The 25,637-nt window shown below is 67.5% G+C and carries 21 protein-coding genes, 1 tRNA gene and 1 pseudogene; 14 read left to right on the top strand and 9 right to left on the bottom strand.

The genetic code is table 11. The features are described from left to right. Positions 1 to 91: 91 nt before the first annotated feature. Entirely contained in the window at positions 92 to 907 is an 816-nt protein-coding gene (locus tag GAA2_RS01145; protein WP_006438747.1) for a class I SAM-dependent methyltransferase, read from the top strand. Between the two features lie 16 nt (positions 908 to 923). Here the strand turns inward: GAA2_RS01145 and GAA2_RS01140 are convergent, their stop codons facing one another. The 3 genes from GAA2_RS01140 to GAA2_RS01130 all read right to left on the bottom strand — a co-directional run bounded on the left by GAA2_RS01140 (position 924) and on the right by GAA2_RS01130 (position 2,701). After that, the gene (locus tag GAA2_RS01140; protein ID WP_191834663.1) at positions 924 to 1,811 is read right to left on the bottom strand and encodes an exodeoxyribonuclease III; all 888 of its coding nucleotides are present in this window, start codon (positions 1,809 to 1,811) and stop codon (positions 924 to 926) included. Next, positions 1,804 to 2,604 carry an SGNH/GDSL hydrolase family protein gene (locus GAA2_RS01135; RefSeq protein WP_191834662.1) on the bottom strand — a complete coding sequence of 267 codons (801 nt, stop codon included), beginning with the start codon at positions 2,602 to 2,604 and terminating at the stop codon, positions 1,804 to 1,806. Before GAA2_RS01135 ends, GAA2_RS01140 begins: the two co-directional genes overlap by 8 nt. A 9-nt stretch (positions 2,605 to 2,613) precedes the next feature. After that, a tRNA-Ser gene (locus tag GAA2_RS01130) sits at positions 2,614 to 2,701 on the bottom strand. Positions 2,702 to 2,796: 95 nt separating this feature from the next. Here GAA2_RS01130 and GAA2_RS01125 point away from each other — a divergent pair. Further along, on the top strand, positions 2,797 to 3,765 hold the full coding sequence (locus GAA2_RS01125; RefSeq protein ID WP_191834661.1) for an NAD(P)H-quinone oxidoreductase: 969 nt from the start codon (positions 2,797 to 2,799) through the stop codon (positions 3,763 to 3,765). A gap of 1 nt (position 3,766) precedes the next feature. Here the strand turns inward: GAA2_RS01125 and GAA2_RS01120 are convergent, their stop codons facing one another. Next, positions 3,767 to 4,270, bottom strand: a complete 504-nt coding sequence (locus GAA2_RS01120; protein ID WP_006438627.1) for a MarR family winged helix-turn-helix transcriptional regulator — start codon at positions 4,268 to 4,270, stop codon at positions 3,767 to 3,769. 74 nt (positions 4,271 to 4,344) lie between these two features. Next, positions 4,345 to 5,541, bottom strand: a complete 1,197-nt coding sequence (locus GAA2_RS01115; protein ID WP_006438628.1) for a cysteine desulfurase-like protein — start codon at positions 5,539 to 5,541, stop codon at positions 4,345 to 4,347. Positions 5,542 to 5,657: 116 nt separating this feature from the next. Here GAA2_RS01115 and GAA2_RS01110 point away from each other — a divergent pair, with 116 nt between their 5' ends. From GAA2_RS01110 to GAA2_RS01095, 4 genes are read left to right on the top strand one after another with little or no spacing between them, the layout of a single operon-like run. Further along, positions 5,658 to 6,215: a bacterial proteasome activator family protein gene (locus GAA2_RS01110; RefSeq protein WP_024498773.1), complete on the top strand. Its 558-nt coding sequence runs from the start codon at positions 5,658 to 5,660 to the stop codon at positions 6,213 to 6,215. A gap of 51 nt (positions 6,216 to 6,266) precedes the next feature. After that, a complete protein-coding gene (locus GAA2_RS01105) occupies positions 6,267 to 7,130 on the top strand; it encodes an ABC transporter permease (protein ID WP_191834660.1) in 864 nt (287 codons plus the stop codon). Between the two features lie 11 nt (positions 7,131 to 7,141). Further along, positions 7,142 to 7,978 (top strand): ABC transporter ATP-binding protein, encoded by an 837-nt coding sequence (locus tag GAA2_RS01100; RefSeq protein ID WP_006438631.1) that lies wholly within the window; start codon positions 7,142 to 7,144, stop codon positions 7,976 to 7,978. Then, positions 7,975 to 8,928 (top strand): glycosyltransferase, encoded by a 954-nt coding sequence (locus tag GAA2_RS01095; protein WP_006438632.1) that lies wholly within the window; start codon positions 7,975 to 7,977, stop codon positions 8,926 to 8,928. The genes GAA2_RS01100 and GAA2_RS01095 overlap by 4 nt, the downstream gene beginning before the upstream one ends. A gap of 62 nt (positions 8,929 to 8,990) precedes the next feature. Here GAA2_RS01095 and GAA2_RS01090 read toward each other — a convergent pair whose 3' ends face one another. Continuing rightward, the gene (locus GAA2_RS01090; protein WP_096274884.1) at positions 8,991 to 10,400 is read right to left on the bottom strand and encodes a DHA2 family efflux MFS transporter permease subunit; all 1,410 of its coding nucleotides are present in this window, start codon (positions 10,398 to 10,400) and stop codon (positions 8,991 to 8,993) included. Further along, positions 10,397 to 11,224 carry an acyl-CoA thioesterase gene (locus GAA2_RS01085; protein ID WP_159406271.1) on the bottom strand — a complete coding sequence of 276 codons (828 nt, stop codon included), beginning with the start codon at positions 11,222 to 11,224 and terminating at the stop codon, positions 10,397 to 10,399. Before GAA2_RS01085 ends, GAA2_RS01090 begins: the two co-directional genes overlap by 4 nt. Before the next feature lie 54 nt (positions 11,225 to 11,278). On the opposite strand from GAA2_RS01085, the gene GAA2_RS01080 reads away from it, so the two are divergent. From GAA2_RS01080 to GAA2_RS01060, 5 genes and pseudogenes are all read left to right on the top strand, one after another. Further along, positions 11,279 to 11,773, top strand: a complete 495-nt coding sequence (locus GAA2_RS01080) for a winged helix-turn-helix transcriptional regulator (RefSeq protein ID WP_159406267.1) — start codon at positions 11,279 to 11,281, stop codon at positions 11,771 to 11,773. Between the two features lie 86 nt (positions 11,774 to 11,859). Then, positions 11,860 to 12,737: pseudogene (locus GAA2_RS01075) on the top strand (TIGR03619 family F420-dependent LLM class oxidoreductase). Between the two features lie 168 nt (positions 12,738 to 12,905). Beyond that, the gene (locus tag GAA2_RS01070) at positions 12,906 to 14,513 is read left to right on the top strand and encodes an ABC transporter substrate-binding protein (protein WP_236577754.1); all 1,608 of its coding nucleotides are present in this window, start codon (positions 12,906 to 12,908) and stop codon (positions 14,511 to 14,513) included. 1 nt (position 14,514) lies between these two features. Continuing rightward, entirely contained in the window at positions 14,515 to 15,480 is a 966-nt protein-coding gene (locus GAA2_RS01065) for an ABC transporter permease (RefSeq protein ID WP_159406268.1), read from the top strand. Continuing rightward, positions 15,477 to 18,098 (top strand): dipeptide ABC transporter ATP-binding protein, encoded by a 2,622-nt coding sequence (locus GAA2_RS01060; RefSeq protein ID WP_191834659.1) that lies wholly within the window; start codon positions 15,477 to 15,479, stop codon positions 18,096 to 18,098. The genes GAA2_RS01065 and GAA2_RS01060 overlap by 4 nt, the downstream gene beginning before the upstream one ends. A 454-nt stretch (positions 18,099 to 18,552) precedes the next feature. Here the strand turns inward: GAA2_RS01060 and GAA2_RS01055 are convergent, their stop codons facing one another. Both GAA2_RS01055 and GAA2_RS01050 read right to left on the bottom strand, forming a co-directional pair. Continuing rightward, entirely contained in the window at positions 18,553 to 19,071 is a 519-nt protein-coding gene (locus GAA2_RS01055; protein WP_006438641.1) for a GtrA family protein, read from the bottom strand. Positions 19,072 to 20,178: 1,107 nt separating this feature from the next. Continuing rightward, positions 20,179 to 21,009 carry an aldo/keto reductase gene (locus tag GAA2_RS01050; RefSeq protein ID WP_159406035.1) on the bottom strand — a complete coding sequence of 277 codons (831 nt, stop codon included), beginning with the start codon at positions 21,007 to 21,009 and terminating at the stop codon, positions 20,179 to 20,181. A gap of 148 nt (positions 21,010 to 21,157) precedes the next feature. Between GAA2_RS01050 and GAA2_RS01045 the strand changes: the two genes are divergently transcribed. The 3 genes from GAA2_RS01045 (at position 21,158) to GAA2_RS01035 (ending at position 25,588) form a co-directional block, all read left to right on the top strand. Further along, a complete protein-coding gene (locus tag GAA2_RS01045; RefSeq protein WP_236577727.1) occupies positions 21,158 to 22,390 on the top strand; it encodes an alpha/beta hydrolase family protein in 1,233 nt (410 codons plus the stop codon). A 64-nt stretch (positions 22,391 to 22,454) separates the two neighbouring features. Continuing rightward, positions 22,455 to 24,074, top strand: a complete 1,620-nt coding sequence (locus GAA2_RS01040) for a phytoene desaturase family protein (RefSeq protein ID WP_191834965.1) — start codon at positions 22,455 to 22,457, stop codon at positions 24,072 to 24,074. Positions 24,075 to 24,163: 89 nt separating this feature from the next. Then, complete coding sequence (locus GAA2_RS01035) at positions 24,164 to 25,588, top strand: FAD-binding oxidoreductase (protein ID WP_006438304.1); 1,425 nt, start codon at positions 24,164 to 24,166, stop codon at positions 25,586 to 25,588. The last annotated feature ends 49 nt before the right edge of the window (positions 25,589 to 25,637 follow it).

The raw sequence follows: 25,637 nt of genomic DNA, 5'->3' as shown, positions 1-25,637 counted from the left end.
ACAGATGTTGGCCTAGAGGGAAGTCGCCCCGACGGCGGAAGCTCGTGGTGTCCGGATACGAACATCGACACGACCACGACGAGGACACATCATGACCACGACCCAGCCCACGCCGTTCGACGCCGAGATCAAGGCGCGCCATCGCAAACTGTGGGCGGCGGGCGACTATCCCGCCGTCGCCGACCTGATCACCCCGCTCGGCAGGCGACTCGTCGACGCGCTGCACATCAAGTCCGGCGAGAAGGTCCTCGACGTCGCGGCCGGGGCCGGCAACGTCGCGGTGCCCGCGGCCCGGGCCGGTGGACACGTCGTCGCGACCGACCTCACGCCCGAGCTGCTGGAGACCGGCGAATCGCGACACGGCGATCTGGGCATCACCTGGCGCACCGCCGATGCCGAGGACCTCCCGTTCGACGACGACGACTTCGACATCGCGACGTCCTGCGTCGGCGTCATGTTCGCGCCGAATCACCAGAAGTGCGCCGACGAACTCGTCCGCGTTGTACGACCCGGCGGACGGATCGGTCTGATCAACTGGACGCCAACGGGTTTCATCGGTGAGCTGTTCGGCGTGATGAAGCCGTACGCACCACCGCCGCCGCCCGGAGCGCAGCCCGGCCCGCTGTGGGGCAGCACCGACCACGTGCGCTCCCTCTTCGGCGACCGAGTGACCGATCACCGGTTCACCACCACGACGGTGAAGATCGACGAGTTCTCCGACGGCGCCGCGTTCCGGGACTTCTTCAAGGCTTACTACGGCCCGACGATCGTGACCTACCGGAACATCGCCGACGACCCGACCCGCGTCGCCGAACTCGACACCGCCATCGCCGAGCTCGCCGACCGCTACTTCACCGACGGCCACATGGAGTGGGAGTACCTGCAGGCGGTGCTCACCGTCGTCTGACCCCGCCCTCGCAGAGTCACTCGGCGTATTCGACGACGAGCGGCGCGTGATCCGACAGCCGCAGTTCGGGCGCGGGTTCCTTGTCGACCTCGACCCGCTGCGCCCGACGCGCGAGTCCGGGTGTCGCGAGGTGGTGGTCGATCCGCCAGCCGACGTCCTTGACGAAGGACTCCCCCGCCCAGCTCCACCAGGTCAGCGGCCCCGGTCGGTCGCCGTGCAGCGCACGCACCACGTCGACGAGGCGGCGCGGACCGGTGATCTCACCGAACCACTCCCGCTCCTCGGGCAGGAAGCCCTCCATCTTGCGAGCGGCGCGCCAGTTGGTGACGTCGTGTTCGAGATGGGCGACGTTGAGGTCACCGAGTAGCAGGAAATCCCGCCCGGCGCGTTGTGCCGCGAGCCGGTTGCGCTGCAGTTCGCGGGCGAACCCCGCCAGGAACCGTTGCTTGCGTGCATGTTTGGCGCCACCGTCGGGCTTCTCCCGCATCGAGCCGGGCCGCTGCAACTCCGCGGGCAGACCTCCCTTGGGTAGGTAGATGTTGGCGACGGTCAGCGGCCGGTCGGCCAGATCGACCTCGACGTACCGCCCCTCGTGTGCGAAAGCGTTCAGCCCGCGTGCCTTCGGCGGATGGGTCAGCCAGGTGCGCACCGCGGCAGGTGCCGTGCGCGTCAGGATCGCCACCCCGTTTCGTCCCGGGATCGTGCCGACGTCGATCGCTGCGGTGTAACCGGCGAACTCCCCGACGTCGTCGGCACCGCACCGCAGTTCCTGTAGGCCGGCCACGTCCGGGTTCCGCCGGATCAGCCAGTCGTCGAACCCGCGGCGCCGTGCCGCCCGAATCCCGTTGACGTTGAACGACGCAACGGTCAGGCCGGTGTCGCACACTCTCCCGCCCTCAGACATCGCGAACGTTCATCGGGGTCAGTGACGGCCGTTTGGGTTCACGGCCGTCGCCGAGGGAGACCCCGCGGAACTTGCGGATCAGCCATGGCGTGAAGAACTCCACCGCCCACCGGGTGTCACCGGCCAGGGCGGCCACCCGGTGCGGTGCCCGAGCGGGTGGCAGTGGGCTGCCCCAGTCTGCGGTGCTGTCGGGCAGACCGAGGGCGTGCGCGGCAGCGTCGGCGAACCGCTCATGTCCGAACGGCGAGGCGTGCAGGCGGTCCGACGACCACGACCGCGGATCGGTCAGCACCGGTGCAGCATGGAGGTCGACGAGGAGAAAGCCGTAGGTCGCGGCGAACCCGCGATTCATCTCGTTGAGCTCCAGCAGCCGGGCTTCCTTGCGGGCGGCGAACGGGATGGTGCGGACGATGTTCGGGAAGGTCGACACGATGACCGTGGCGCCCGAGCCCGCGAGCCGGCGATAGATCGTGTCGAGGTCTTCGTGCACCTGGGTGAGGTCGGAGCGGCCGATCACGTCGTTCATGCCGAGCGGTGCGGCGATGAGGTCCGGTCGCAGGGCCAGCGCCGGCTCGAGTTGATCTTCGAGAACCTGCCGCGTGCGTTTCCCGCGGATGGCCAGGTTGGCGTACTGCAGATCCGGGTTGAACGCCGCCATCCGCTCGGCGAGGCGGTCGGCCCAGCCGCGGAACTCCCACTCCGGGTGAGGGTCTCCCAGACCCTCTGTCTGACTGTCACCGATGGCCACGAAACGCGAGTACTGCACGGCGAAGATGATAATCCGCCGCCCCATCGGCCCTCTTGGCGGAAGCGGAGGGATTTGAACCCCCGGTGGTTTTACCCACGCTCGCTTTCAAGGCGAGTGCATTCGGCCGCTCTGCCACGCTTCCCTGAGAGGAAAGAGTACGTGAGGCTCTCCCGCGCAACATGACAGGCCCGACCCGATTCCCGCGGACGATCACGTCGCTGTGGAACCATCGACAGGGTGAAAGCCATCGTCGTCGAATCCGAGAACCTGTCCGTGCAGGACGTACCCGATCCGTCACCGGCTGTCGGTGAGGTGGTGATCGACGTGGTGGCGGCCGGTGTCAACCGTGCCGACATCCTCCAGCGGGCCGGCAACTACCCGCCGCCGCCCGGTGCGTCGGAGACGCTCGGCCTCGAGGTGTCCGGCCGGATCTCCGCACTGGGTGACCAGGTGGCCGGCTGGGCGGTGGGCGACGAGGTGTGCGCACTCCTGGCCGGTGGCGGCTACGCGGAGAAGGTCGCGGTTCCCGCCGAGCAGGTCATGCAGGTTCCGCGGGGCGTCGACCTCGTGTCGGCGGCCGCGCTGCCCGAGGTCGCGTGCACCGTGTCGTCGAATGTCTTCGACACCGCGCACCTGAGCACGGGCGAACTGCTCCTCGTCCATGGCGGGTCGAGCGGCATCGGCACCCACGCGACGCAGGTCGCGCATGCGATGGGCGCCCGGGTCGCGGTCACCGCCCGCACCCAGGCCAAGCTGGACCGGTGCCGCGAATACGGCGCCGAGATCCTGATCGACTACACGCGTGACGATTTCGCGCAAATCCTGAAGGACAACGGCGGCGCCGACGTCATCCTCGACATCATCGGCGCCAAGTACCTGTCGTCGAACCTCAAGGCACTGAGCACCGACGGTCGTCTCGTGATCATCGGGATGCAGGGCGGCACGAAGGCCGAACTCCCCATCGGCCTGCTGCTCGCCAAACGCCTGTCGGTGATGGGCACCACGCTGCGCGCCCGCCCGGTTCACGGTCAGGGTGGCAAGGCCCACGTGGTGGCGGCGACGGTGGCCCGCACGTGGCCGTTGATCGAGGACGGGAAGGTCAAGCCGGTCGTCGACCGCACCTTCCCGCTCGCCGACGCGGCTGCCGCACACGACCACCTCAACAGCGGTGACGCCATCGGGAAGGTGCTGCTGACGGTCGGATAGGTCAGATCGCCCCCGGCGCGGACTCCTCGTCGGGGGCGTCGACCGCCGCCCTGATCTTGCGGAAGGCCGTCCCCAGCGCGGCGAACTCTTCGGGACTCATCGCGTCGACGACGAACTTCCGGATGACCCGGTCGCGGAGGTGGACGTGGGCGGCGAGGGTCTGGCGGCCCCGGTCGGTCAGCTGGACGAGTCGATGCCGGCCGTCGGTCTTGGATTCGAGACGTTCGACGTCGCCGACCTCACTGAGCCGCGCGATCATGCGCGACACCGTGCTCACGCGCATGTGCACGGCGTCTGCGACCTCACTGACCCCCAGCTTCGGCGACAACTCGATCGCCTCCAGGATGCGGAGGTCCGACAGCGACAGCCCACGCTTCACGAACTCGTCGTTGACGCGCGCGAACAGCGCCCACCCCCCGTCGACGAGGTTGAGCCAGCTCTCGGCCTCGGCTGAGGTGAGTGACCGCGGAGGACCCGGGGCTCGATCTTCCTTCTTTCCCGACACAACAGGACAACCTACACTGGCATTAATTTGCTACGCGCAATAGTGAATACCGTGCGTAGCGGACTGTCCTCTGCTCAGGCGAGCGAACCAAGCGTCCGCACCAGGTGGTCGACCTCGTACGGCGTCGAATAAGGTGCGAGGCCCACCGTGACAGCACCCCCGAACTCCGGGGCACCCATCCGCACCAGCGCTCGGTTGGGGACGTCGGCGAGCGCGCACACGCCGTTGTCGGCGAGCCGGCGGACCACCTTGTCGGCACTGACGCCGTCGACCGTGAAGCTCACCAGCGGCACCCGGTTCTCCTCCGTGCCGACCACGTTGACGTGGTTGAGCTGGGTCAACGTCGTGACCAGGTAATAGGTCAACCGTTGCAGGTACTCGTAGACGCCGTCGAGCGAGGTGACCAGGCGCCGGCGGCGTTTCCCGATACCGTCCTCGTCCAGCCCGGCGATGTGTTCGACCGAGGCCACCAGACCGGCCAGCATCGACCCCTGATGCGGTTCGGGTTCGAGCCGGGCCGGGCCCTTGGCACCGGGATCCATCGACATCAGTCGCAGGCGGTCGATGACGTGGGGTTCGCGGAACACCATCGCCGACATCCGCGGACCGCCCCAGCGCTCGGCGGACACCACGAGCACGTCGGCGCCCAGCTCATGGATGTCCAAGGACAGGTAGGGAGCGGCGTTGGTGGCGTCGACGACGAAGAGCGCGCCCGCACCGCGGACCAGCGGCGTGATCTCGCCGATGTCCGTGATCGCCCCGGTCGTCGACGAGGCCAGGGTCACCGCGACGACCTCGGTCTCGGGCGTGATGAGGTCGCCGAACTGCCACGCGGGCAGGGCGCCGGTCTCCACGTCCACCTCGGCCCACCGGATGCGGCCGGCATACCGTTCGGCGGCCCGTACCCACGGGACGATGTTCGGCTCGTCGTCCTGCCGGGTCACCACCACGTCGCCGCGCAGGAACGCGTGCGGTGAGAGGGCCTCGGCCAGGCAGGCCAGCAGGGAGTAGCGCGACGGTCCGATGACCACTCCCGCGGCGTCGCCACCGACGAGGTCGGCGATCGCACGGCGGGCGCTGTCGGTGACCTCCGCGGTGGCACGGGCCGACGGGTACACCCCGCCGGGAGCCGCGGCCAGATGCCGGAAGCTGGTGGTCACCGCGGTGGCGACCGAATCCGGGACCTGCATCCCCGCCTGGGGGTCGAGGTGAATCCAGCCGTCGCCCAGCGATGGAATCAATCCACGCACATAGGCGACGTCGAAAGGCATGGCACGAGGATAGACGCCCGTCGTCGGGCCGATCATCGCGTCCGTCAAGTGCAGGGACTCGAACGATCGGCGTGCCCGAGAGGTCCCGGTCGGGGCGAATGGGCACAATGGAGACCATGGCAACGGATGGCACCCCAGGACCCGGTTCGATGCCCGGCCGCCCCTTTGGCGCCGGCGGCTCCGACGACGTGATCGTCGTGGGCGCAGGCGTGGACGAGTCGAAACCCGACGACGAGACGTCGGAGTCGTCGAGCCTCGCCGACATGGTCGAGCAGCCCGCCAAGGTCATGCGCATCGGCACGATGATCAAGCAGCTGCTCGAGGAGGTGCGTGCCGCTCCGCTCGACGACGCGTCGCGGAACCGGCTGCGTGAGATCCACCAGTCGTCCATCCGCGAACTCGAGGACGGTCTCGCCCCCGAGCTGCGCGAAGAGCTCGAGCGGCTCGCGCTCCCGTTCTCCGACGAGGGGACGCCGTCGGACGCCGAGCTCCGGATCGCGCAGGCCCAGCTCGTCGGCTGGCTCGAAGGACTGTTCCACGGCATCCAGACGGCGCTGTTCGCCCAGCAGATGGCCGCGCGCGCCCAGCTCGAGCAGATGCGACAGGGCGCACTGCCACCGGGCATGCCCGCACCCGGCGGAGCGCACAGCAACAGCCCCGGACAATACCTCTGAGGCCAGTACCTCTGAACCGGTCGACTCCTATCGCGGGTACGCTGACTCCTCGTGTCAGCGGTACTAGACGACGACGCGATACCCGCGCGTCCCGAGAGTTCTGAGTCGCGCACGTTCGCGCGCGGTGCCAAAGACCTCCGTGACGGTCTCGCCAGCCGCGAACTGTGGCTACATCTGGGTTGGCAGGACATCAAGCAGCGGTATCGCCGCTCGGTGCTCGGACCACTCTGGATCGTCATCGCGACCGGCGTCACCGCGATCGCGATGGGACTGCTCTACGGCGAACTGTTCGGCATGGACATCAAGGTGTTCCTGCCGTACGTCGCGCTCGGGTTCATCTTCTGGAACTTCATCCAGAGCTCGATCCTCGACGGTGCGGAGGTCTTCTCGAAGAACGAGGGGCTGATCAAGCAGCTGCCGGCGCCGGTCAGCGTGCACGTCTACCGCGTCGTGTGGCGGGCGTTGATCATCTTCGCGCACAACGTGGTGATCATCGTCGTGATCTTCCTGATCTTCCCGCCGCCCCTCGACTGGACCGTGCTGCTGGTGATCCCCGCCATCGGCCTCTACGTGCTCAACGCGATCTGGGTGTCCATCGTCTTCGGCATCCTGTCGACGCGGTTCCGCGACATCGGCCAGCTCCTCACCACGGTGGTCCAGCTGGTGTTCTTCATGACGCCGATCATCTGGACCACGTCCAGCCTGGGGAGCGCGACGGGCGAGACGTCGTCGCGGTTGAAGCTCGTCGAGCTGAACCCGATGTTCCACTACCTGGAGATCGCGCGCGGACCGCTGCTCGGCGAGCCGGTGGAGTTCTACCACTGGGCCGTTGTGCTGGGCTGCACCGCGGTCGGCTGGATTCTGGGCATGCTGGTGATGCGCAACTACCGCGCCCGCGTGGCGTACTGGGTGTAGGGACGAGACTGATGGCCAGAAACAACAACCTCGGGGACAACCGGGTCCGCGTCGACACGTGGGACGCGTGCGTCGACTTCCCGATCTTCGACGCCAAGACGCGTTCGCTGAAGAAGTCGGTGCTCGGTGCGGCGGGCGGCGTGATCGGCTCCAACGCGTCGAACGTGGTGGTCGTCGAGGCGCTCAAGAACATCAATCTGCACCTCAAGCACGGCGACCGCATCGGGCTGGTCGGTCACAACGGTGCCGGCAAGTCGACGCTGCTGCGTCTGCTGTCGGGCATCTACGAACCCACCCGTGGGGCGTGCCGGGTGCATGGCCGCGTGGCTCCGGTCTTCGATCTCGGCGTCGGCATGGACCCGGAGATCTCCGGCTACGAGAACATCATCATCCGCGGCATGTTCCTCGGCATGACCCGCAAGGAGATGCTGAAGAAGATCGACGACATCGCAGAGTTCACCGAGCTCGGCGACTATCTGCAGATGCCGCTGCGGACCTACTCCACGGGTATGCGCGTACGCATCGCACTGGGTGTCGTGACGTCGATCGATCCGGAGATCCTCATCCTCGACGAGGGCATCGGCGCAGTCGACGCCGACTTCATGCGCAAGGCCCGCGGTCGTCTGCAGTCGCTCGTCGAACGCTCCGGAATCCTGGTCTTCGCCAGCCACTCCAACGAGTTCCTCGCGCAGCTCTGCGATCGGGCGCTGTGGATCGACAAGGGCGAGGTCCGCATGGAAGGCGGCATCGAAGAGGTCGTCGGCGCCTACGAGGGCCCGGGGGCCGCGGCTCACGTCCGCGAGGTGATCGCGCAGGTCAAGGCCGACGCCGAGGGCACGGCTCAGTGACCCAGGTCCGGCCGGAGACGGTGATCGCGGTGGTGGTGACCCACCGCCGCGTCGAACTGCTCGCCGAATCCCTGGCCGTGGTGTCCGGACAGGACCGGCCCGTCGATCACCTCATCGTCGTCGACAACGCCGACGAACCCGAGGTCGCCGAACTCGTTGCGGCTCAGCCGGTTCCCACCACCTATCTCGGTTCGCAGCGCAACCTCGGCGGCGCTGGCGGCTTCGCGCTGGGTATGCTCCACGCACTCGCTCTCGGCGCCGACTGGGTCTGGTGCGCCGACGACGACGGGCGGCCCGACGGGCCGGCGGTGCTCTCGACGCTGCTCGACTGCGCGAAGCGTCACGACCTCGACGAGGTGTCACCGGTCGTCGCCAACCTCGACGATCCCGACACCCTCGCCTTCCCGCTGCGCCGCGGACTCGTGTGGCGCCGCAAGCGTTCTGAGCTCTTTTCCGACGCCGGGAGCGGAGCGAGCGGGTCGAATGTTGCCGACGGTGAAGCGCAAGAGGACGATCTGTTGCCCGGCATCGCCTCGCTGTTCAATGGCGCTCTGTTCTCGGCGGAGTGCCTCGAGCAGGTCGGCGTCCCCGACCTCCGGCTCTTCTTCCGCGGCGACGAGGTCGAGGTGCACCGGCGCCTGGTGCGTTCCGGTGTGAAGTTCGGGACCTGCCTGCGCGCCGGCTACCTGCATCCGGACGGGTCCGCCGAGTTCCGGCCGATCCTGGGCGGCCGCATGCACACCCAGTACCCGGACAACGACGTCAAGCGTTACTTCACCTACCGCAACCGCGGCTACCTGATGAGCCAGCCCGGCATGCGCAGGCTGCTCCCCCAGGAATACGCCCGCTTCGGCTGGTTCTTCCTTGTGCAGCAACGTGATCCGAAGGGGTTCGCCGAGTGGGTGCGACTCCGGGGGCTGGGCCGGCGGGAGCGATTCACGCGCCCCTGAGGCGCCCCCAGAATTGTTGAGGCAGTTGGTCCCGTATACCGAGACCAACTGCCGCAACTCTTCTAACGCCCGGCACGCGGGGTCATGCCGAGCGCGACCACGCCGCCGACCACCCCGATCGCGGCCAGCGCCCACCACGCCGACACGAAGGCGTCGCGCACGTCGTCGTAGATCACCGCGGTACCGACGATCGCGACGAACAGGCTGACTCCCAACGACATTCCGACCTGGCGGCTCATGTTGACGACCGCACTACCGGTGGCCGCCTGATGTGCAGGCAGATCGGCGGTCGCGGAAGACAGGATCGACGGCAGCGCGAATCCCACGCCGACGCCGCCGATGAGCCAGCCCGGTAGCATCTCGGTCGCGAAATCCGGGGTGGCGTCGACCGACAGCGCGACCATCGCGATCCCGACGGCGAACAGGACGCACCCGGCGGCCACGATGACACCCACCGGGACCCGTGAGCTGAGGCGGTCGGCGACGGCGGCGAAGATCGGGACCATAAGCGGTCCGGTGGACACGGCCAGCCCGGTGGCGATCGCCGAGAATCCCCAGACCTGTTGCAACCACAGGATGTTGGCGAGCAGAGCGCCGGCGAACGGGATCGAGAAGAGCAGCATGGCGATGTTGGCGGAGGAGAACGTGCGAATCCGGAGCAGTGCCGGATCGATGACCGGTTCGGCGTGGCGTCGTGAACTCAACACGAACCCGGCGAACGCCATCAGCGCCACGATCCACGCGCCGGTGATCCGGGGGTCCGACCATCCCCAATCGCTGCCCTGAACCAGGCCCAGGGTCAACGCCCCCACCGAGACCACCAGCAGCGCAGCCCCCAGCGCGTCGGGAAACGCTGTCACAGCGTCGTTTCGGGAGCGCACGAGGATGATCGCACCCGCGACCAGTGCCGCGATGCCCACCGGGATGTTCACCAGGAACACCCACCGCCACGACGCCTCGACCAGGACACCACCGACCGCGGGGCCGAACGCGGCGGCGAGCGCGCCGGTCGCCGCCCAGATCTTCACCCCACGGGCACGACGCTCCGGCGGCAGCGTCGACACCACCAGCCCGAGACTGACCGGCGTCAGGATCGCCGCACCGACGGCCTGCAGCGCACGGAACGCGATCAGCCACCAAACTCCCTGAGCCGCAGCGCACGCCGCACTCGCGACCGTGAAGAGTGCGAGACCGAACAGAAAGCCGCCCTTACGCCCGTAACGGTCGACGATCCGCCCCGCCGGAACCAGCAGCGCCGCGTAGAGAATCGCGTAGGCGTTGGGGATCCAGGACATCTGGGAAAGGGTCGAGCCGTCGAAGTCCGAACTGATGTCGTCGAAGGCGACGTTGACGATGAACACGTCCAGGCTGGCCATGAACGCGGCGCCGGACAAGATGAGGAGTGTGAGCCCGGGCCGGGCGAGAGTCGATGACGCAGCGGGCGAGCCGATTTGGGTCGGTGTGGTGGTCATCGGGCGGACCACCCGACGACGCGGCGACTCTGGCGGGCGGAGGCGAGGAGCCGGCCGCCGCGGTCACGGAGGGTGGTGTCGTCGACGGACCAGCCGCCCGAGGTCGAGATGTTGCGGGTGTGCACCAGGACCGGTGCGGGTTCGGGGTCGTCAAGCGGCGCCGTGATGTGCATGGAGAATGCGACGGTCGGGATGGCGAGCGGCGCGGCCAACGTGGGGAAGACCGCAGGCGGCAGACAATCGGCCAGCAGACCGAGGTACGCGGCGTCGAGCGCCATGGGGGTACGCGTGACGATCCATGCGCGCATCCACGCCTCGTCCGCGCCGGTGAGCGGCAGCGGACCGTCGACCGGACGAAGGTCGAGGTGACCGCCCATGGGGACGATCTCCGGCGGGATGCTGAACTGCGCGAGCCCCTCCGGACCCGGCACCGGCTCCGCGACGTCGACGATGTCGCCGTCATCGGCCTCGCCGACCCGTCCCGCCGTCACCGATGCGACCCCGATCTCGGCGGCTCCCTGGGTCACGGCAACGTCGACGATCCGCGTGTGACGTCCGACCTCGCGCACCGATGACGTCAGGAGAATCTCACCGCCGGCCGGTTTGCCGACGAACCGCAGGTCCACCGCCCGGACCGACGCCCCCGGGACCGCATCTACCGCGACGCGCACCGCCAGCGCGACGATCGCACCGCCGAACGGGCCCGACCATCCCCACCAGCTCCGGTCGATCGTCGCCGCCCACTTCCCGCGGCCGACTCGTAGTGCCCCGAATTCTTCGGCCAATTCGTCGACAGCATCGCGCTGCCTGCTGAGTTGTTTCATGCAACTCATGCAAGCAGGTTGAGTTGCTTCACGCAACCCACTATCGTCGGAGTCATGCGTCGCGCCTCTTTCACCGACATGAACTGCTCGGTCGCCCAGAGCCTGGAGATCGTCGGCGAATGGTGGACGCTGCTGATCGTTCGAGACGCACTCTTCGGCGTGACTCGATTCGACGAGTTCTCCACGCGGCTCGGAATCGCACGCAACGTCCTGACCCAGCGATTGGACACCCTCGTCGACCACGGGGTGATGACCAAAGAGCCCTATCAGGACAATCCGGTCCGCTACGACTACCGGCTCACCGACAAGGGGCGCGACCTCTGGACGGTGATCACCGCACTGCGGCAGTGGGGCGACAAGTGGGCCACCGACGGCGGCCCACCCGTGGAGTCCACCCACAGCTGCGGCAGCACGATGACCGTCGAGCCGCATTGCTCGGCCTGCGGGGAGCGGGTCGAACTGGCCGACCTCCGCGTCCACCCCGGTCCGGGTGCACGGGAGAACAATCCGCTCAACGGACTCCGGGAGCGCGGCGTCCAACCCTCCTGAACTGCGCGGGAGTGCAAACCTTCGCCACCGAATTAGAACGTGTTCTACTGTGGGGAGAGTTCCGTCTGCACGTCCCGAGGAGCAAGATGCGGTTCACCTTCGCCGAGGCCATGACCGATCCGTCGTACTACGCGCCGCTCGCGCAGGCCGCGGAGAAAGCGGGCTACGCCGGCTTCACCATTCCCGACTCCCTCGCCTACCCCGAGGAATCGGACGCCAAGTATCCATACACACCCGACGGCAACCGCGAGTTCCTCGACGGTAAGGCGTTCATCGAGACCTTCATCCAGGCCGCAGCACTGGGCGCGGTCACCTCGACCATCCGGTTCACCCCGTTCGTGCTCAAACTCCCCGTCCGGCCGCCGGCCCTGGTCGCCAAGCAGGCGAGTTCGGTCGCGTACCTCACCGGCAATCGCCTCGCGCTCGGCGTCGGCACGAGTCCGTGGCCCGAGGACTACGACTTCATGGGCGTCGACTTCCGTCGCCGCGGCAAGCGCATGGACGAATGCATGGACATCATCCGCGGACTCACCACGGGCGAGTACTTCGAGTTCCACGGCGAGTTCTACGACATCCCGAAGATCAAGATGACGCCCGCCCCCACCGAGCCGATCCCGCTGCTGGTGGGCGGTCACGCCGATGCCGCGCTCCGTCGCGCAGTGATCCGCGGCGACGGCTGGATGCACGGCGGCGGCCCGCCGGAGGAACTCGATGCCTCCTGGACCGCATCAACGAGATCCGCAAGGCCGAGGGCAAAACCAACGATCCGTTCGAGATCCACGTGATCTCGATGGACGCATACACCGTTGATGGCTGTAAACGGCTGGAGGACAAGGGAATCACCGATGTGATCGTCGGTTTCCGCCTGCCCTATGTGATGGGTCAGGACACCGAGCCACTCCAGACCAAGATCGATCACCTGAACTGGTACGCGGACAACGTGATCGCGAAGGTCAACGGCTGATTCGATTGGTCGTCAACCGTATTCGCCGCGAACCCTGAGTTCGTCAACCCCGGACCGGCGCGGTTGCACGGGTCCTCCCGCTGAGGCACACTGCAGAACACGGACAATGCAGACCCCAGGTGTGACCGAGCGAGTGAACACTCACGATCACCGGGTGGGAGGACAGCGATGACCGATTCACCCGGTGGGTCGGCCTCGTGGTCGACGCAGGGGGTCGGTCGGGTGAATCGTCCATCTCGCCTGAGCAGGCGTACCTTCTTCAAGGCCGCGGGGGTCACCGGTACCGCGCTCCTCGGCGCGTCGGCACTGGCCGCATGCGGCGGGTCGTCGGTCTCGCCCAACACGCTGCGGGTGGCCATCGCCGGCGAACCCGACCAGCTCGATCCGCAGAAATCCAGCTCGTACTTCACCTTCGAGGTCCTCGAGAACGTCTTCGACACCCTCGTCGAACCCGACGAGAACCTGCAGATGCAGCCGGCTCTCGCGCAGAGCTGGGACGTCAGCCCCGACGCCCGACAGTGGACGTTCCTGTTGCGACCGGGGGTCACGTTCCACAACGGCGATCCCCTGACGGCCGCCGATGTCGAGTTCTCGTTCCGTCGCATCCTCGACGAAGAACTGTCCAACGCCTGGAAACTCGAGGCCGTCGAGTCGATCACCGCCCTCGACGACCGGCGCGTACGATTCACGGTCCGCGAACCCACCCCGAACCTGCTGACCAACATCGGCGGCTTCAAAGGACTGGCGATCGTCAACCGGCGCAACGTCCAATCCGGCGAGATTGCGACAAAACCCGTGGGCACCGGCCCGTTCTCGTTCGTCTCCCGCTCCCCCGGCGCGTCGATCGTGCTGAAGTCGAACCCCGATTACTGGGGCGGTCCGCCCGCGATCGACGGCGTGAACTACACCTTCATCTCCCTGGGGACGACGGCGGTGTCGGCACTCCGCTCCGGCGAGATCGACTGGACGGACGCGATTCCCGCACAACAGCTGAGTATCTTGTCGCGGGACGACACGCTCGAGGTGGGCACCGTGGTGGCGAACGACTACTGGTACATCACGATGAACTTCGACGCCAAGCCCTTCGCGGACACCCGCGTCCGTCAGGCCGTCGCCTACGCCATCGACCGCCGGTCGATCGCGCAGGTCGTCGGGTACGGCACCGCGACACCCAACGAACTCGCGATCCCGTCGACCAGTCCGTGGTTCGCGCCCTACGACCGCTACACCGCGGGCCTCGACCGTGCTCAGGCCGTCGACAAGGCGAAAGACCTGTTGCGCCAGGCGGGTATCGGGTCGATGGACATGCGGCTCATGGTCACCACCGAGTATCCCGAGACCGTGACCGCCGCGCAGGTCATCGCGTCGAACCTCGAGGACATCGGCGTCACCGTCAAGATCGAGCAACTCGACTTCGGTGCCTGGCTCGACCGCCAGGCCTCCGGCGACTTCGACGCCCTGCTGCTCGGCTGGCTCGGCAACATCGATCCCGACGACTTCTACTACGCACAGCATCATTCGAAGGGCACGTCGAACGCGCAGAAGTATTCGAACCCTCAGGTGGACGCACTGCTCGACCGGGGACGTACCGAGCTCGACGTCCCAGCCCGCAAGGCTGTCTACGCGGACGCCGCCCGCCGGATAGCCGATGACGTGAGTTACCTGTACCTGTACAACCCCTCTGCCACGCAAGCGTTTTCGAAGAACCTCCAGGGGTACACGGTCCGGTCCGACAAAGCCGTCCGGTTCCGGTCCGCCCGGCTGGAGAGGAGCTGACGTGACCGCGATCCGTTCCCCGCTGCTGCGCTTCATCCTCATCCGGCTCGCGTACACGGTCGCCGTTCTGCTCGGGGTGATCGTCGCGGTGTTCTTCCTGATCCAGATCGTGCCCGGCGACCCGGTCCGCATCGCGCTCGGCACTCGCTACACACCGGAATCGTATGCGGCGCTGCGCAGTGCGTCCGGCCTGGACCAGCCGCTGCCCAACCAGCTCGTCGCCTACGTCGGCAATGCCTTCACCGGCGATCTCGGTGTCAGCTTCCGCAACAGCGAACCTGTCACGACGATGCTGTTCGACCGGTTACCGGCGACCATCACCCTCGCACTCGCCGCCATCGTCGTGGCGCTGCTCATCGCGATCCCACTGGGTTCGTGGGCTGCTCTCCGCGAAGGCCGCCTGGCCGACAACGTCATTCGTGTCATCAGCCAGTTCGGCATCTCGGTCCCCGACTTCTGGATGGGCATCCTGCTGATCGGTCTCTTCTCGACCGCACTGGGATGGCTGCCGTCGGCGGGCTACCAGCCCTTCGCCGACGGTCCGCTCGGCTGGTTCGAGCATCTCGTCCTGCCCGCCGTCACGGTCGGGGTCGTCACCGGCGCGATCATGACGCGCTACGTCCGGTCCTCGGTGCTCGAGGTCGTGAACACGCCGTTCGTCACCACCGCGGAATCAAAGGGGCTGAGCAGGAAGAAGATCATGCTGGACCACATGGGACGCAACGCCCTGGTGCCCGTCCTCACCATCTCCGGCATCCAGTTGGCGGGACTCCTCGGTGGTGTCATCGTCGTCGAGGTGGTCTTCGCCTGGCCTGGTCTGGGACTGCTGGTCTACGACTCGGTCGCGGCTCGCGACTATCCGGTGCTGCAGGGCGCGATCCTGCTGATCGCGGTGATCTTCCTGTTCGTGAATCTCGTCGTGGACATCCTCTACGCCGTCATCGATCCGAGGATCCGGTTGTCATGACCCTCACCGCACCCGAACCTCTCGACCCCTCCGCCAGCACCGTCGACCCGGCGGAGCCGGGCACCGCAACGGATTCGGCCTGGCGGTTGCTGCTCCGCAACCGAGCGTCCGTCGCCGGGCTGGTCATCATCGCGATCGTCGTCGTCGCTGCCGTCTTCGGCCCGCTGATCGCGCCCTACGGCGCCAACGAGATCGACGTGCCCAACGCCCTGCAGGCACCGACCTGGTCGCACCTGTTCGGGACCGACGACCTCGGTCGCGACGTCTTCTCCCGGGTCGTGCTCGCGGCGTCGGTGAGCTTGCGGGTGGCCGTGATCGCGGTCGCCATCTCCCTCACCGTCGGCGTGATCCTCGGAATGGTCGCGGGTTTCGCGGGCGGTGTGCTCGACACCGCCCTCATGCGCATCGTCGACGTCGTCTTCTCTTTCCCGGTGCTCCTCCTGGCACTCGCGATCGTCGCGGTCCTGGGGCCCGGCGTCACGTCGGCGATGATCGCGATCGGCATCGTCTACATCCCGATCTTCGCCCGCGTCGCACGTGCGGACACGTTGCGGGTGCGGCAGACCCAGTACGTACAGTCGGCGCGGACGATGGGCGTCCGCACGTCCCGCATCCTGTTCAGCCATGTGCTGCCGAACATCTCGGGTCCGGTGATCGTCCAGACGTCCATCTCCCTGGCGTTCGCCATCCTGTCGGAGGCGGCGCTGTCCTTCCTGGGACTCGGTGTGCAACCGCCCGACCCGTCGTGGGGCCGGATGCTCTTCGATGCGCAGGGGTTCATCACGACCGCGTGGTGGATGGGCGTGTTCCCCGGACTCGCGATCCTGTTCACCGTGTTCGCGTTCAACCTGGTCGGCGACGGGGTGCGCGATGTGCTCGATCCGCGACAGCGCACGCTGCTGCGCAACCGGGGGTACGACCGCAGGTCTGTCGCCGTCGCGACGGTGACACCGAGGCCCGCACGCGCCGTCTCCGACGATTCGGTGCTGGACGTGGAGAACCTCGTCGTCGGGGTCGGACCGCGAGAGATCGTGCACGGCATCAGTTTCACGGTCGCGCGCGGCGAGACGCTCGGCATCGTCGGCGACAGCGGTTCGGGCAAGTCATTGAGTGTGCTGTCAGCGACGGGCCTGTTCGACGCTCCCAGTGCCTACGTGCGCGGGTCGGCACTTCTCGGCCGTACCGAGATCGTCGGCGCCACCCCGTCGACGCTTCGCGCCCTCCACGGGACGCGCGTCGGTTTCGTCTTCCAGGACCCGTCGTCGAGTCTCAATCCGCTGCTCACCATCGAGCAGCAACTCGTCGAGGGACCACGCCGGCACCTCGGACTCAACCGCGCCGAGGCGCGCGAGCGTGCGCTGCAGCTGTTGCGCGATGTGAACCTCCCCGACCCCGAAAGCCGTTTGGGCGCATATCCGCACCAACTGTCGGGTGGCCAGCGCCAGCGGGTGATGATCGCGATCGCACTCGCCTGCGACCCCGAACTGCTCATCGCCGACGAGGCCACCACCGCCCTCGACGTGACCACGCAGGCGCAGATCATCGATCTCGTCGCCGACCTGCAACGCAAACGGGGCATGGCCGTCGTGTGGATCAGCCACGACCTCGGCGTGATCGGCCGCATCGCCGACCGGGTCATGGTCATGCGCGAAGGCCGGATCGTCGAAAGCCGCGATGTGGCAGCGCTCTTCGACGACCCGCAGGACCCCTACAGCAAGAAGCTCCTCGATTCGCGACCGTTGTTGAGCAAGGTCGAGAATCGCGACACCGGTCCGGCTCTGACGAAACAGACCGACGAGAAACCTGTGCTGCAGGCTCACGGACTCGGCGTCGAGTACGTGGTGCGCGGGCCGACCGGCCGCAGCGTGGTGCATGCGATCGACGGCGTGGACCTGCAGGTGGCTCGCGGTCGGACTCTCGGCATCGTCGGCGAGTCGGGTTCGGGAAAGTCCACGGTCGCCGGGGTCGTCACCGGCCTGATCGAGTCCGGTCAGGGGACGACGGTGACCGGCAGCGTGACGGTCTCGGTCGACGGCCGCGAGATCGAGGCGGTGGACGTCCGCGGCACCGACGAAGCGCTTCTCCGACGCCGGGTCGCGATGGTCTTCCAGGACCCGACCGCTTCGCTGGACCCGCGGATGACAGTGGCCTCGTCGATCACCGAACCTCTCCGCGCGCACGGATTGGTCTCCGGACGGGACGAGATGCGCGGCCGTGCAGAGCAGTTGCTGGCCGACGTCAGCCTCGACTCGTCGTTCCTCGGTCGCTACCCGCACGAGATGTCCGGCGGACAGCGCCAACGCGTCTGCATCGCGCGAGCCCTGGCCTCCGAGCCGGAGATCCTCATCCTCGACGAGTCGACCGCGTCGCTCGACGTCTCCGTGCAGGCCGGTGTCCTCGACCTTCTCTCCGGGCTGCAACAGGAGAAGGGCCTCACGTTCCTCTTCATCGCACACGACCTCGCGGTCGTCGAGCAGATCAGCGACACCGTTGCGGTGATGCAGAACGGCAGGGTCGTCGAGACCGGCCCGGCGTCGCGCATCCTGCACGATCCCGAAACCGATTACACGCGAAGTCTTCTCGCCGCGATCCCGCCCGAGGTCCCGCAGCGGGCGTGACGTGCGGCGTTCGCTCGCCGGAACGACGTCGCGTGCGACATCGATCCGTGTGTACGACTTCGGCCGAGGTCGTGCGGCCGGAGCGAGGTCGCGTGCGACTTCGATCCGGACTCGCTGACCGGTGCGACACATCTACGCCCGCCCTCGGCCGGCAGCCGCATCAGCGGATCTCTAGGATGCCCGTCCGCTGGACCACGAAGACAACCTCAAGGGCCCTAGTTAGCTCCGCCGCAGAAAATCTCGTCCCCGTGAGCACCATCCGAGGGCATATTGCCCTCGGAAGCCCCTGAGGTGGACGAGATTTTCGATCGCCCGTCTCCTCGACGCCGTCCAGAATCACGTCGCGTGCGACATCAATCAGTCTGTCCGACGTTGGCCGAGGTCGTGCGGCCGGAGCGAGCTCGCATGCGACATCAATCCGGACTCGCCACCCGTCCTGCGAGGGCCGGCAGCATCAGCGGATCTTGAAGATGACCACCCGTTGGACCACGAAGTTGATGACCGTCGCCGTGCCCTGCGCGATGACGAAGGCGATCGCCGAGTAGAGGGCGGTCTCCTCCCACAACGACGACAACCAGCTGTAGAGACCGACGTTGACCACGAAGGTGACCAGGTAGAGGATCACGACCGCGACGAAGCGGGCGGCGCTCGGCTCCGCGCGGAAGGTCCAGCGCCGGTTGATCAGGTAAGCGACGGTGGTTCCGAGGATGAAGCCGCCTGCCTTGGCGACGGCCTCGGGAGTACCGACGACGTACTGCAGGAACAGTGTGAGCGCGAAATCCAGAACCGCCGAACCCGCGCCGGTGACCACGAAGCGGATCAGCTGCGTCTTCAGGTCGACATCGGTCGACGCCTCTTCGTCGTCGAGGGGCAGCTCGATCGGCATCGGAGCATGACGCGTCTTGAAGTCCTCGTGGTGATCGTGAGGGACGTCACCTGCGGGTTCGTCGTTGCCGGGGTCGGGTCGAGACACGCTGACACCCTAGCGGACGAGGTGAGGGGTGGCGTTTCGATACGGCTCGTCGCAAGCTCCTCACCTACTCAACGAGCAGGGGTACGGCTCGTCGCAAGCTCCTCACCTACTCATGGCTCCTATGTCGAGCGGCGGTCGGGTTTGCTGGTTGAGCCGGTAGCGAGCGGAGCGAGCCACCGCGTCGAAACCTCGCGCCATGCTGGTTGAGCCGGGCGGTGCGGTTGTGGTGGCGGGCGGGTTTCGACGCGACGCCTCGCTGCGCTCGGAGTCGGCTCAACCGGCATGGGGTTGCTTGTCGTGGAAGTTTCGTGCCGCGGCTCCCATGTCGAGCGGCGGTCGGGTTTGCTGGTTGAGCCGGTAGCGAGCGAAGCGAGCCACCGCGTCGAAACCTCGCGCCACGCTGGCTGAGCCGGGCGGTGCGGTTGTGGTGGCGGGCGGGTTTCGACGCGACGCCTCGCTGCGCTCGGAGTCGGCTCAACCAGCATGGGGTTGCTTGTCGTGGAAGTTTCGTGCCGCGGCTCCCATGTCGAGCGGCGGTCGGGTTTGCTGGTTGAGCCGGTAGCGAGCGAAGCGAGCCACCGCGTCGAAACCTCGCGCCACGCTGGCTGAGCCGGGCGGTGCGGTTGTGGTGGCGGGCGGGTTTCGACGCGACGCCTCGCTGCGCTCGGAGTCGGCTCAACCGGCATGGGGTTGCTTGTCGTGGAAGTTTCGTGCCGCGGCTCCCATGTCGAGCGACGGTCGGAGCTGCTGGTTGAGCCGGTAGCGAGCGAAGCGAGCCACCGCGTCGAAACCTCGCGCCACGCTGGCTGAGCCGGGCGGTGCGGTTGTGGTGGCGGGCGGGTTTCGACGCGACGCCTCGCTGCGCTCGGAGTCGGCTCAACCGGCATGGGGTTGCTTGTCGTGGAAGTTTCGTGCCGCGGCTCCTATGTCGAGCGGCGGTCGGGTTTGCTGGTTGAGCCGGTAGCGAGCGGAGCGAGCCACCGCGTCGAAACCTCGCGCCATGCTGGTTGAGCCGGGCGGTGCGGTTGTGGTGGCGGGCGGGTTTCGACGCGACGCCTCGCTGCGCTCGGAGTCGGCTCAACCAGCATGGGGCGGCACGAGCAGGGATCAGAACTCCTCGTCGACGTCCGAGTCCCGAGCGGCACGTTCACCGCGGTCCAGCGTGGCGAGCTCGGCCAGGTCCGCGTCGTCGAGGGCGAAGTCGAAGAGGTCGGCGTTCTCGAGCTGACGGCCGGCGTGCGAGGACTTGGGCACGACGCTGATTCCGTGCTGGACGGCCCACCGCAAGGCGATCTGAGTGGGCGACTTGCCGTACTTGCGGGCGGCACGCAGGACCACCGGATCGCCGAGGACACCTTCCTTGCGGCCGGTCGGATGCCACGCTTGCGCATGAATCCCCTTGTCGGCCATGAATTCCCGGAGTTCGGTCCGGGGTAGCGCCGGCGAGCACTGGATCTGGTTGAGCACCGGCCACCGGCCGGTCGCGTCGAAGAGCGTCTGCAGCTGATGCGGTTTGAAGTTCGAGACGCCGGGCGTGCGGACGTAACCCTCGTCGGCGAGCGTGAGCAGCGCTTTCCACGAGTCGACCATGCGTCCGAGACTCGGGCACGGCCAGTGGATGAGATACACGTCGAGGTAGCCGACGCCGAGTCGGCGCGCGCTCTCCTTGGCGGCGGTGATCGCCTCGTCGAATCCGTGGTCGCCACCGCTGAGCTTGGTCTGGACGATCACCTCGTCACGCCGGACACCCGAACCGTGCACTCCCATCCCGACACTGAGTTCGTTGCTGTACCGAGGAGCGGTGTCGAGAAGCCGGTAGCCCGCCTTGATCGCCGTGCTGACCGCACCGACGCACGGCCGGCCGAGCATGTTGTAGGTCCCGAGTCCCACCATGGGGATCGAGGAACCGTTGCTGAGCTCGACCGAGGGGATGTCCACCTGACCAGGATAGGTCGGACACACCCCTCGAACGCCTCGCCGAGACCAAGTGGCAACCCTGAGTGGCACGAATCAGCGCTCCCGAACGGCACGAATCCTCGCCGACCCGCACTGTGCGCCACGCGCGACTCCCCTTACTGTTCTGAACATGTCTGCCCTCACGTCCAGATCCCCTGTGTCACGCACCATGCGAACACTCGTCTCCGTCCTCGCCGGTCTCGGCATGGTCCTGCTGGGATCGACCGCCCCGGCGCATGCGGATGACGAGGTCTCCGTGGGCACGCCGAACTGGTCGGGTCTGGATGCCACCGAGTACGCCGGTCCCATCCCGGCCAAGGCGGGCACCCTCATCACGCAGGTCCCCCTGGCCGAGTCACTCAACCTGCCGGCGGCCGGCAAGGCCTACCGAATCCAGTACTCGTCGCTGAACCAGCACGGCAAGATGGCAACGGGCACCGGCGCGGTGTTCCTGCCCAAGGGCAAGGCTCCCGCCGGCGGTTGGCCGATCATCTCCTGGGCGCACGGCACCGTCGGCATGAACGACGACTGCACTCCGTCGGCCTTCCCGCGCAGCGAGCGGGACCAGAAGTACCTCGGCCACTGGTTGAACCAGGGATATGCGGTGGTCGCCGCCGACTATGTCGGGCTGGGTACTCCGGGTCTGATGGCCTACCTGAACGGCGTGACCGCGGCGCACGCGATCGTCGACATCGTCGTCGCGTCGCATCAGATGGATCTGCCGCTGGCCAAGCGCTGGGCCATCATCGGACAGTCGCAGGGTGCGGCCGCCGCGCTGAACGGCGCTCGTTACGCCACCGAGTTCAGCCGTGGATCGGGTCTGGATTACCGCGGCGTCGTCGCCACCGGCATCCCGGCCAACCTCGAATACCTGTACCAGAACTTGGGACCGGTCGTTCCGCCGGTCAACCTGCCCGGTGGCCTGAACGCCTACACCGCGTACATCCTGGCCGGTTTCGACGACACCCGTCCCGACATGAACATCACCAAGGTGATGACGCCGAAGGGCATCGCACGCCTGGCCGAGGGCCGCACCACCTGCTACCCGATCCTCAAGAAGGCACTCGCCGGTGACGACGTACGGACCTGGTTCCGCGCACCGCTCCTGTCGATCCCCGGCCTGAGCCCGGCGCTGCACGAGTACATGGCGACGCCGTACAAGGGCTACGACCGTCCGATCTTCCTCGGACAGGGCCTGCGTGACGTCGACGTTCCGGCACCGTCGGCGCTGTCGCTGTACGCGCAGATGAAGGCCAACAACCAGCCGGTCGAGCTGTTCGTCTACCCCGAGGACGACCACTCCAGTGCGGTCCTGGCCTCGATGAAGGACTCGACGCCGTTCGTGGCCCGCATCCTGAGCTGACTCGAAATTCTCCCGCTGCGGTGTCCGTCGATCTGAGACCCTTTAACCGATGGGCACTGGATCGATGGGCACCGCAGTTGCTTCTTATGACGACGTCATCATCGGCGCGGGACACAACGGCCTGACCGCCGCCGCGTACCTGGCGCGCGCCGGACGCCGGGTCCTCGTCCTGGAGCGCTCCGACCACGTCGGCGGGGCGACCGTATCGGCGATGCCGTTCCCCGGCCTGGCGGCACGGCTGTCGCGGTTCTCCTATCTGGTCTCGCTGATGCCACGCGAGATCATCGTCGACCTCGACCTCGACATCTCCCTGATCCGCCGCCGCTACTCCTCGTACACACCGTTGCCCTCCGACCCGACGCGCGGCATCCTCATCGACACACAGGACGACGAGGCGACCGCGGAATCCTTCCGCCGCGTATTGCGCGCCGACCGCGTCGGAGCCGACGCCGTAGGATTCTCCAACGCCGGTTTCGTGGCGTGGCAGTCCTTCTACCGCCGTGTCGGGACCATCGCGCAGCGCGTCTTCCCGACCCTGACCGAGCCGCTGCGCACCGCCGCCGACATGCACGAACTCGCCGTCGGCACCGACACCTCCGACGCCGAACTGTGGGAGGCGCTCACCACCCTGCCGCTCGGCACCCTGCTCGGCCAGTACTTCGACGACGACCTGCTGCGCGGCATCGCCGCCACCGACGGCCTGATCGGCACCTTCGCCGACCTCGACGACCCGTCGCTGCGGCAGAACATCTGCTTCCTCTACCACGTGATCGGTGGCGGGACGGGCGACTGGGACGTTCCGGTCGGCGGCATGGGCGCGGTGTCGGGTGCGCTCTACCAGGCCGCCGCGTCGGCGGGTGCCGAGATCTGCACCGGCATCACTGTGACCGGTGTCGATCCCGCGGACGGCACGGTCGAACTCACCGACCCGGCCCACGGCCCGCGCACCGTGCGCGGCTCGACGCTCCACGCGGCGTGCGCTCCGCGGGTCCTCAACACGCTGCTCGACGAGCCGGTCGTCTGTGAGGCGCAGCCCCGGGGCTCGCAGCTGAAGATCAACCTCCTCCTCGACCGTCTCCCCCGGCTGCGCGACGAATCGGTGTCACCGGAGGCGGCGTTCGCCGGCACCTTTCACATCAACGAGACCGCGAGCCAGCTCCACGAGGCCTGGCGACAGGCCGCGCGCGGCGAGGTCCCGGAACTGCCGCCGTGTGAGATCTACTGCCACACCCTCTCCGACCGGTCCATCCTCGGACCCGAACTCGACGGCAAACACACGCTCACGCTGTTCGGCCTGCACATGCCACCCGACGTGTTCGACGAGCCGGGCGCCGTCGAGCACGCGGTGGGCGCGACCTTCGCCTCGCTCAACGCACTCCTCGCCGAACCGATCCAGAACGTCATCGCCCACGACCTCGACGGCCGCCCGTGCATCGAGACCAAGACTCCCCAGGACCTCGAGGAGATGCTCGGGCTGCCCGGCGGCAACATCTTCCATCAGTCGTTGCGGTGGCCGTGGGCGGAGACGGCGTCGGAGGTCGGCACGTGGGGCGTCGAGACCCGGCACCCGCGACTGCTGCTGTGCGGCGCCGGCGCACGACGAGGCGGCGGGGTGAGCGGCATCCCGGGCCGCAACGCCGCGGCCGCGGTGCTGGGAGTCGAAGCACTCGCCGCCGTGCCATAGCCGGCCGCCACAGCCACACCCGAGGTGCGACGCTCCTCGCACGTCGTCTCTCATCGTCGACCCACGGCGGCCGAGTACTCTCTTCAGCGATGTCTACTGAAGAGTTGCTGCCGATCACGACCCGCAAGCTGGTGGGCTGGTCTCGCACCACCCCGATCGAGGGCCACGTCCTGTCCACGCCGTACCCCGAGGTCATCGCCGAGGCGGTGGCCCGCGTCGCCGACGACAACGCGGACAAGCCGGACTACCTCAAGCGCGGTGTCATCGCCCGTGGGCTCGGCCGTTCCTACAACGAGTCGGGCCAGAACAGCGGCGGTCTCACGATCGACATGACCCCGCTGACCAGGATCTATGCCATCGACGCGGAAACCGCGACGGTCGACCTGGACGCCGGCGTGTCCCTGGACACCCTCATGCAGGCCGCACTTCCGTACGGCCTCTGGGTGCCGGTGCTCCCGGGCACCCGCCAGGTCACCGTGGGCGGTGCGATCGCGCACGACATCCACGGCAAGAACCACCACAGCCAGGGCAGCTTCGGCAACCACGTCGTCGAGATGCAGCTGCTCGTGGCCGACGGTCGCATCCTGACGCTCACCCCGGACGGCTCCGGCGACGACCCGACGGGCGAACTGTTCTGGGCGACGGTCGGCGGCATCGGCCTGACCGGCATCGTGCTGCGCGCGAAGATCCAGATGAAGCGCACCGAGAGTGCCTACTTCATCGCCGACACCGCGCGCACCGGATCGCTGCAGGAGACGCTCGACCTGCACCTTCAGGACGGTTTCGAAGACGGCTACGAGTACGCGTCGGGCTGGTTCGACACCATCAGCGCACCGCCGAAGCTCGGGCGCGGCACCTTCTCGCGCGGCAACCTCGCACGCGTCGACGAACTCCCGGAGAAGTACCGCGACAACCCGTTGTCGTTCAACAACAAGCCGCTCGTCCGGTTCCCGGACGTCTTCCCGCGCGGGCTGGCCAACAAGCTCAGCTTCTCCGCGGTCGGCGAGGCGTACTACCGGATCGGCCCGCCCAGCGAGGGCAAGGTCAAGAATCTGGCGCAGTTCTACCACATGCTCGACGTATTCGGTGACTGGAACAACGCCTACGGCCGCGGCGGTGGTTTCTGCCAGTACCAGTTCATCGTGCCCACGGGCAACGAGGCCGAGTTCACCAACCTCATCGAGCACATCCAGGCGTCGGGACACGTCAGCTTCCTCAACGTGATCAAGCTGTTCGGCGACGGCAACAAGGCCCCGCTCAGCTTCCCGTTCAAGGGCTGGAACGTCTGCCTGGACTTCCCGGTCAAGGCCGGACTCGCCGAGTTCCTCAACGACCTGGACCGTCGTGTGATGGCGATGGGCGGACGCCTCTACACCGCGAAGGACTCGCGAACGTCGGCGGCGAACTTCCACGCGATGTACCCGCGCATCGACGAGTGGATCGCCACGCGTCGTCGTATCGACCCCAACCGGGTGTTCATGTCCGACATGGGCCGCCGCCTCGAACTCGCCTGACCCTCAACCGGTTCCGACCTCCCCATCCCTGCGGCACGGCCGCAGACCA

It is taken from the genome of Gordonia ajococcus (assembly GCF_012974285.1).
GTDB classification, from domain to species: domain Bacteria; phylum Actinomycetota; class Actinomycetes; order Mycobacteriales; family Mycobacteriaceae; genus Gordonia; species Gordonia amicalis.
Note: the sequence above shows the minus strand (reverse complement) of the source record. Positions and strands in the feature narration are given on the sequence as shown.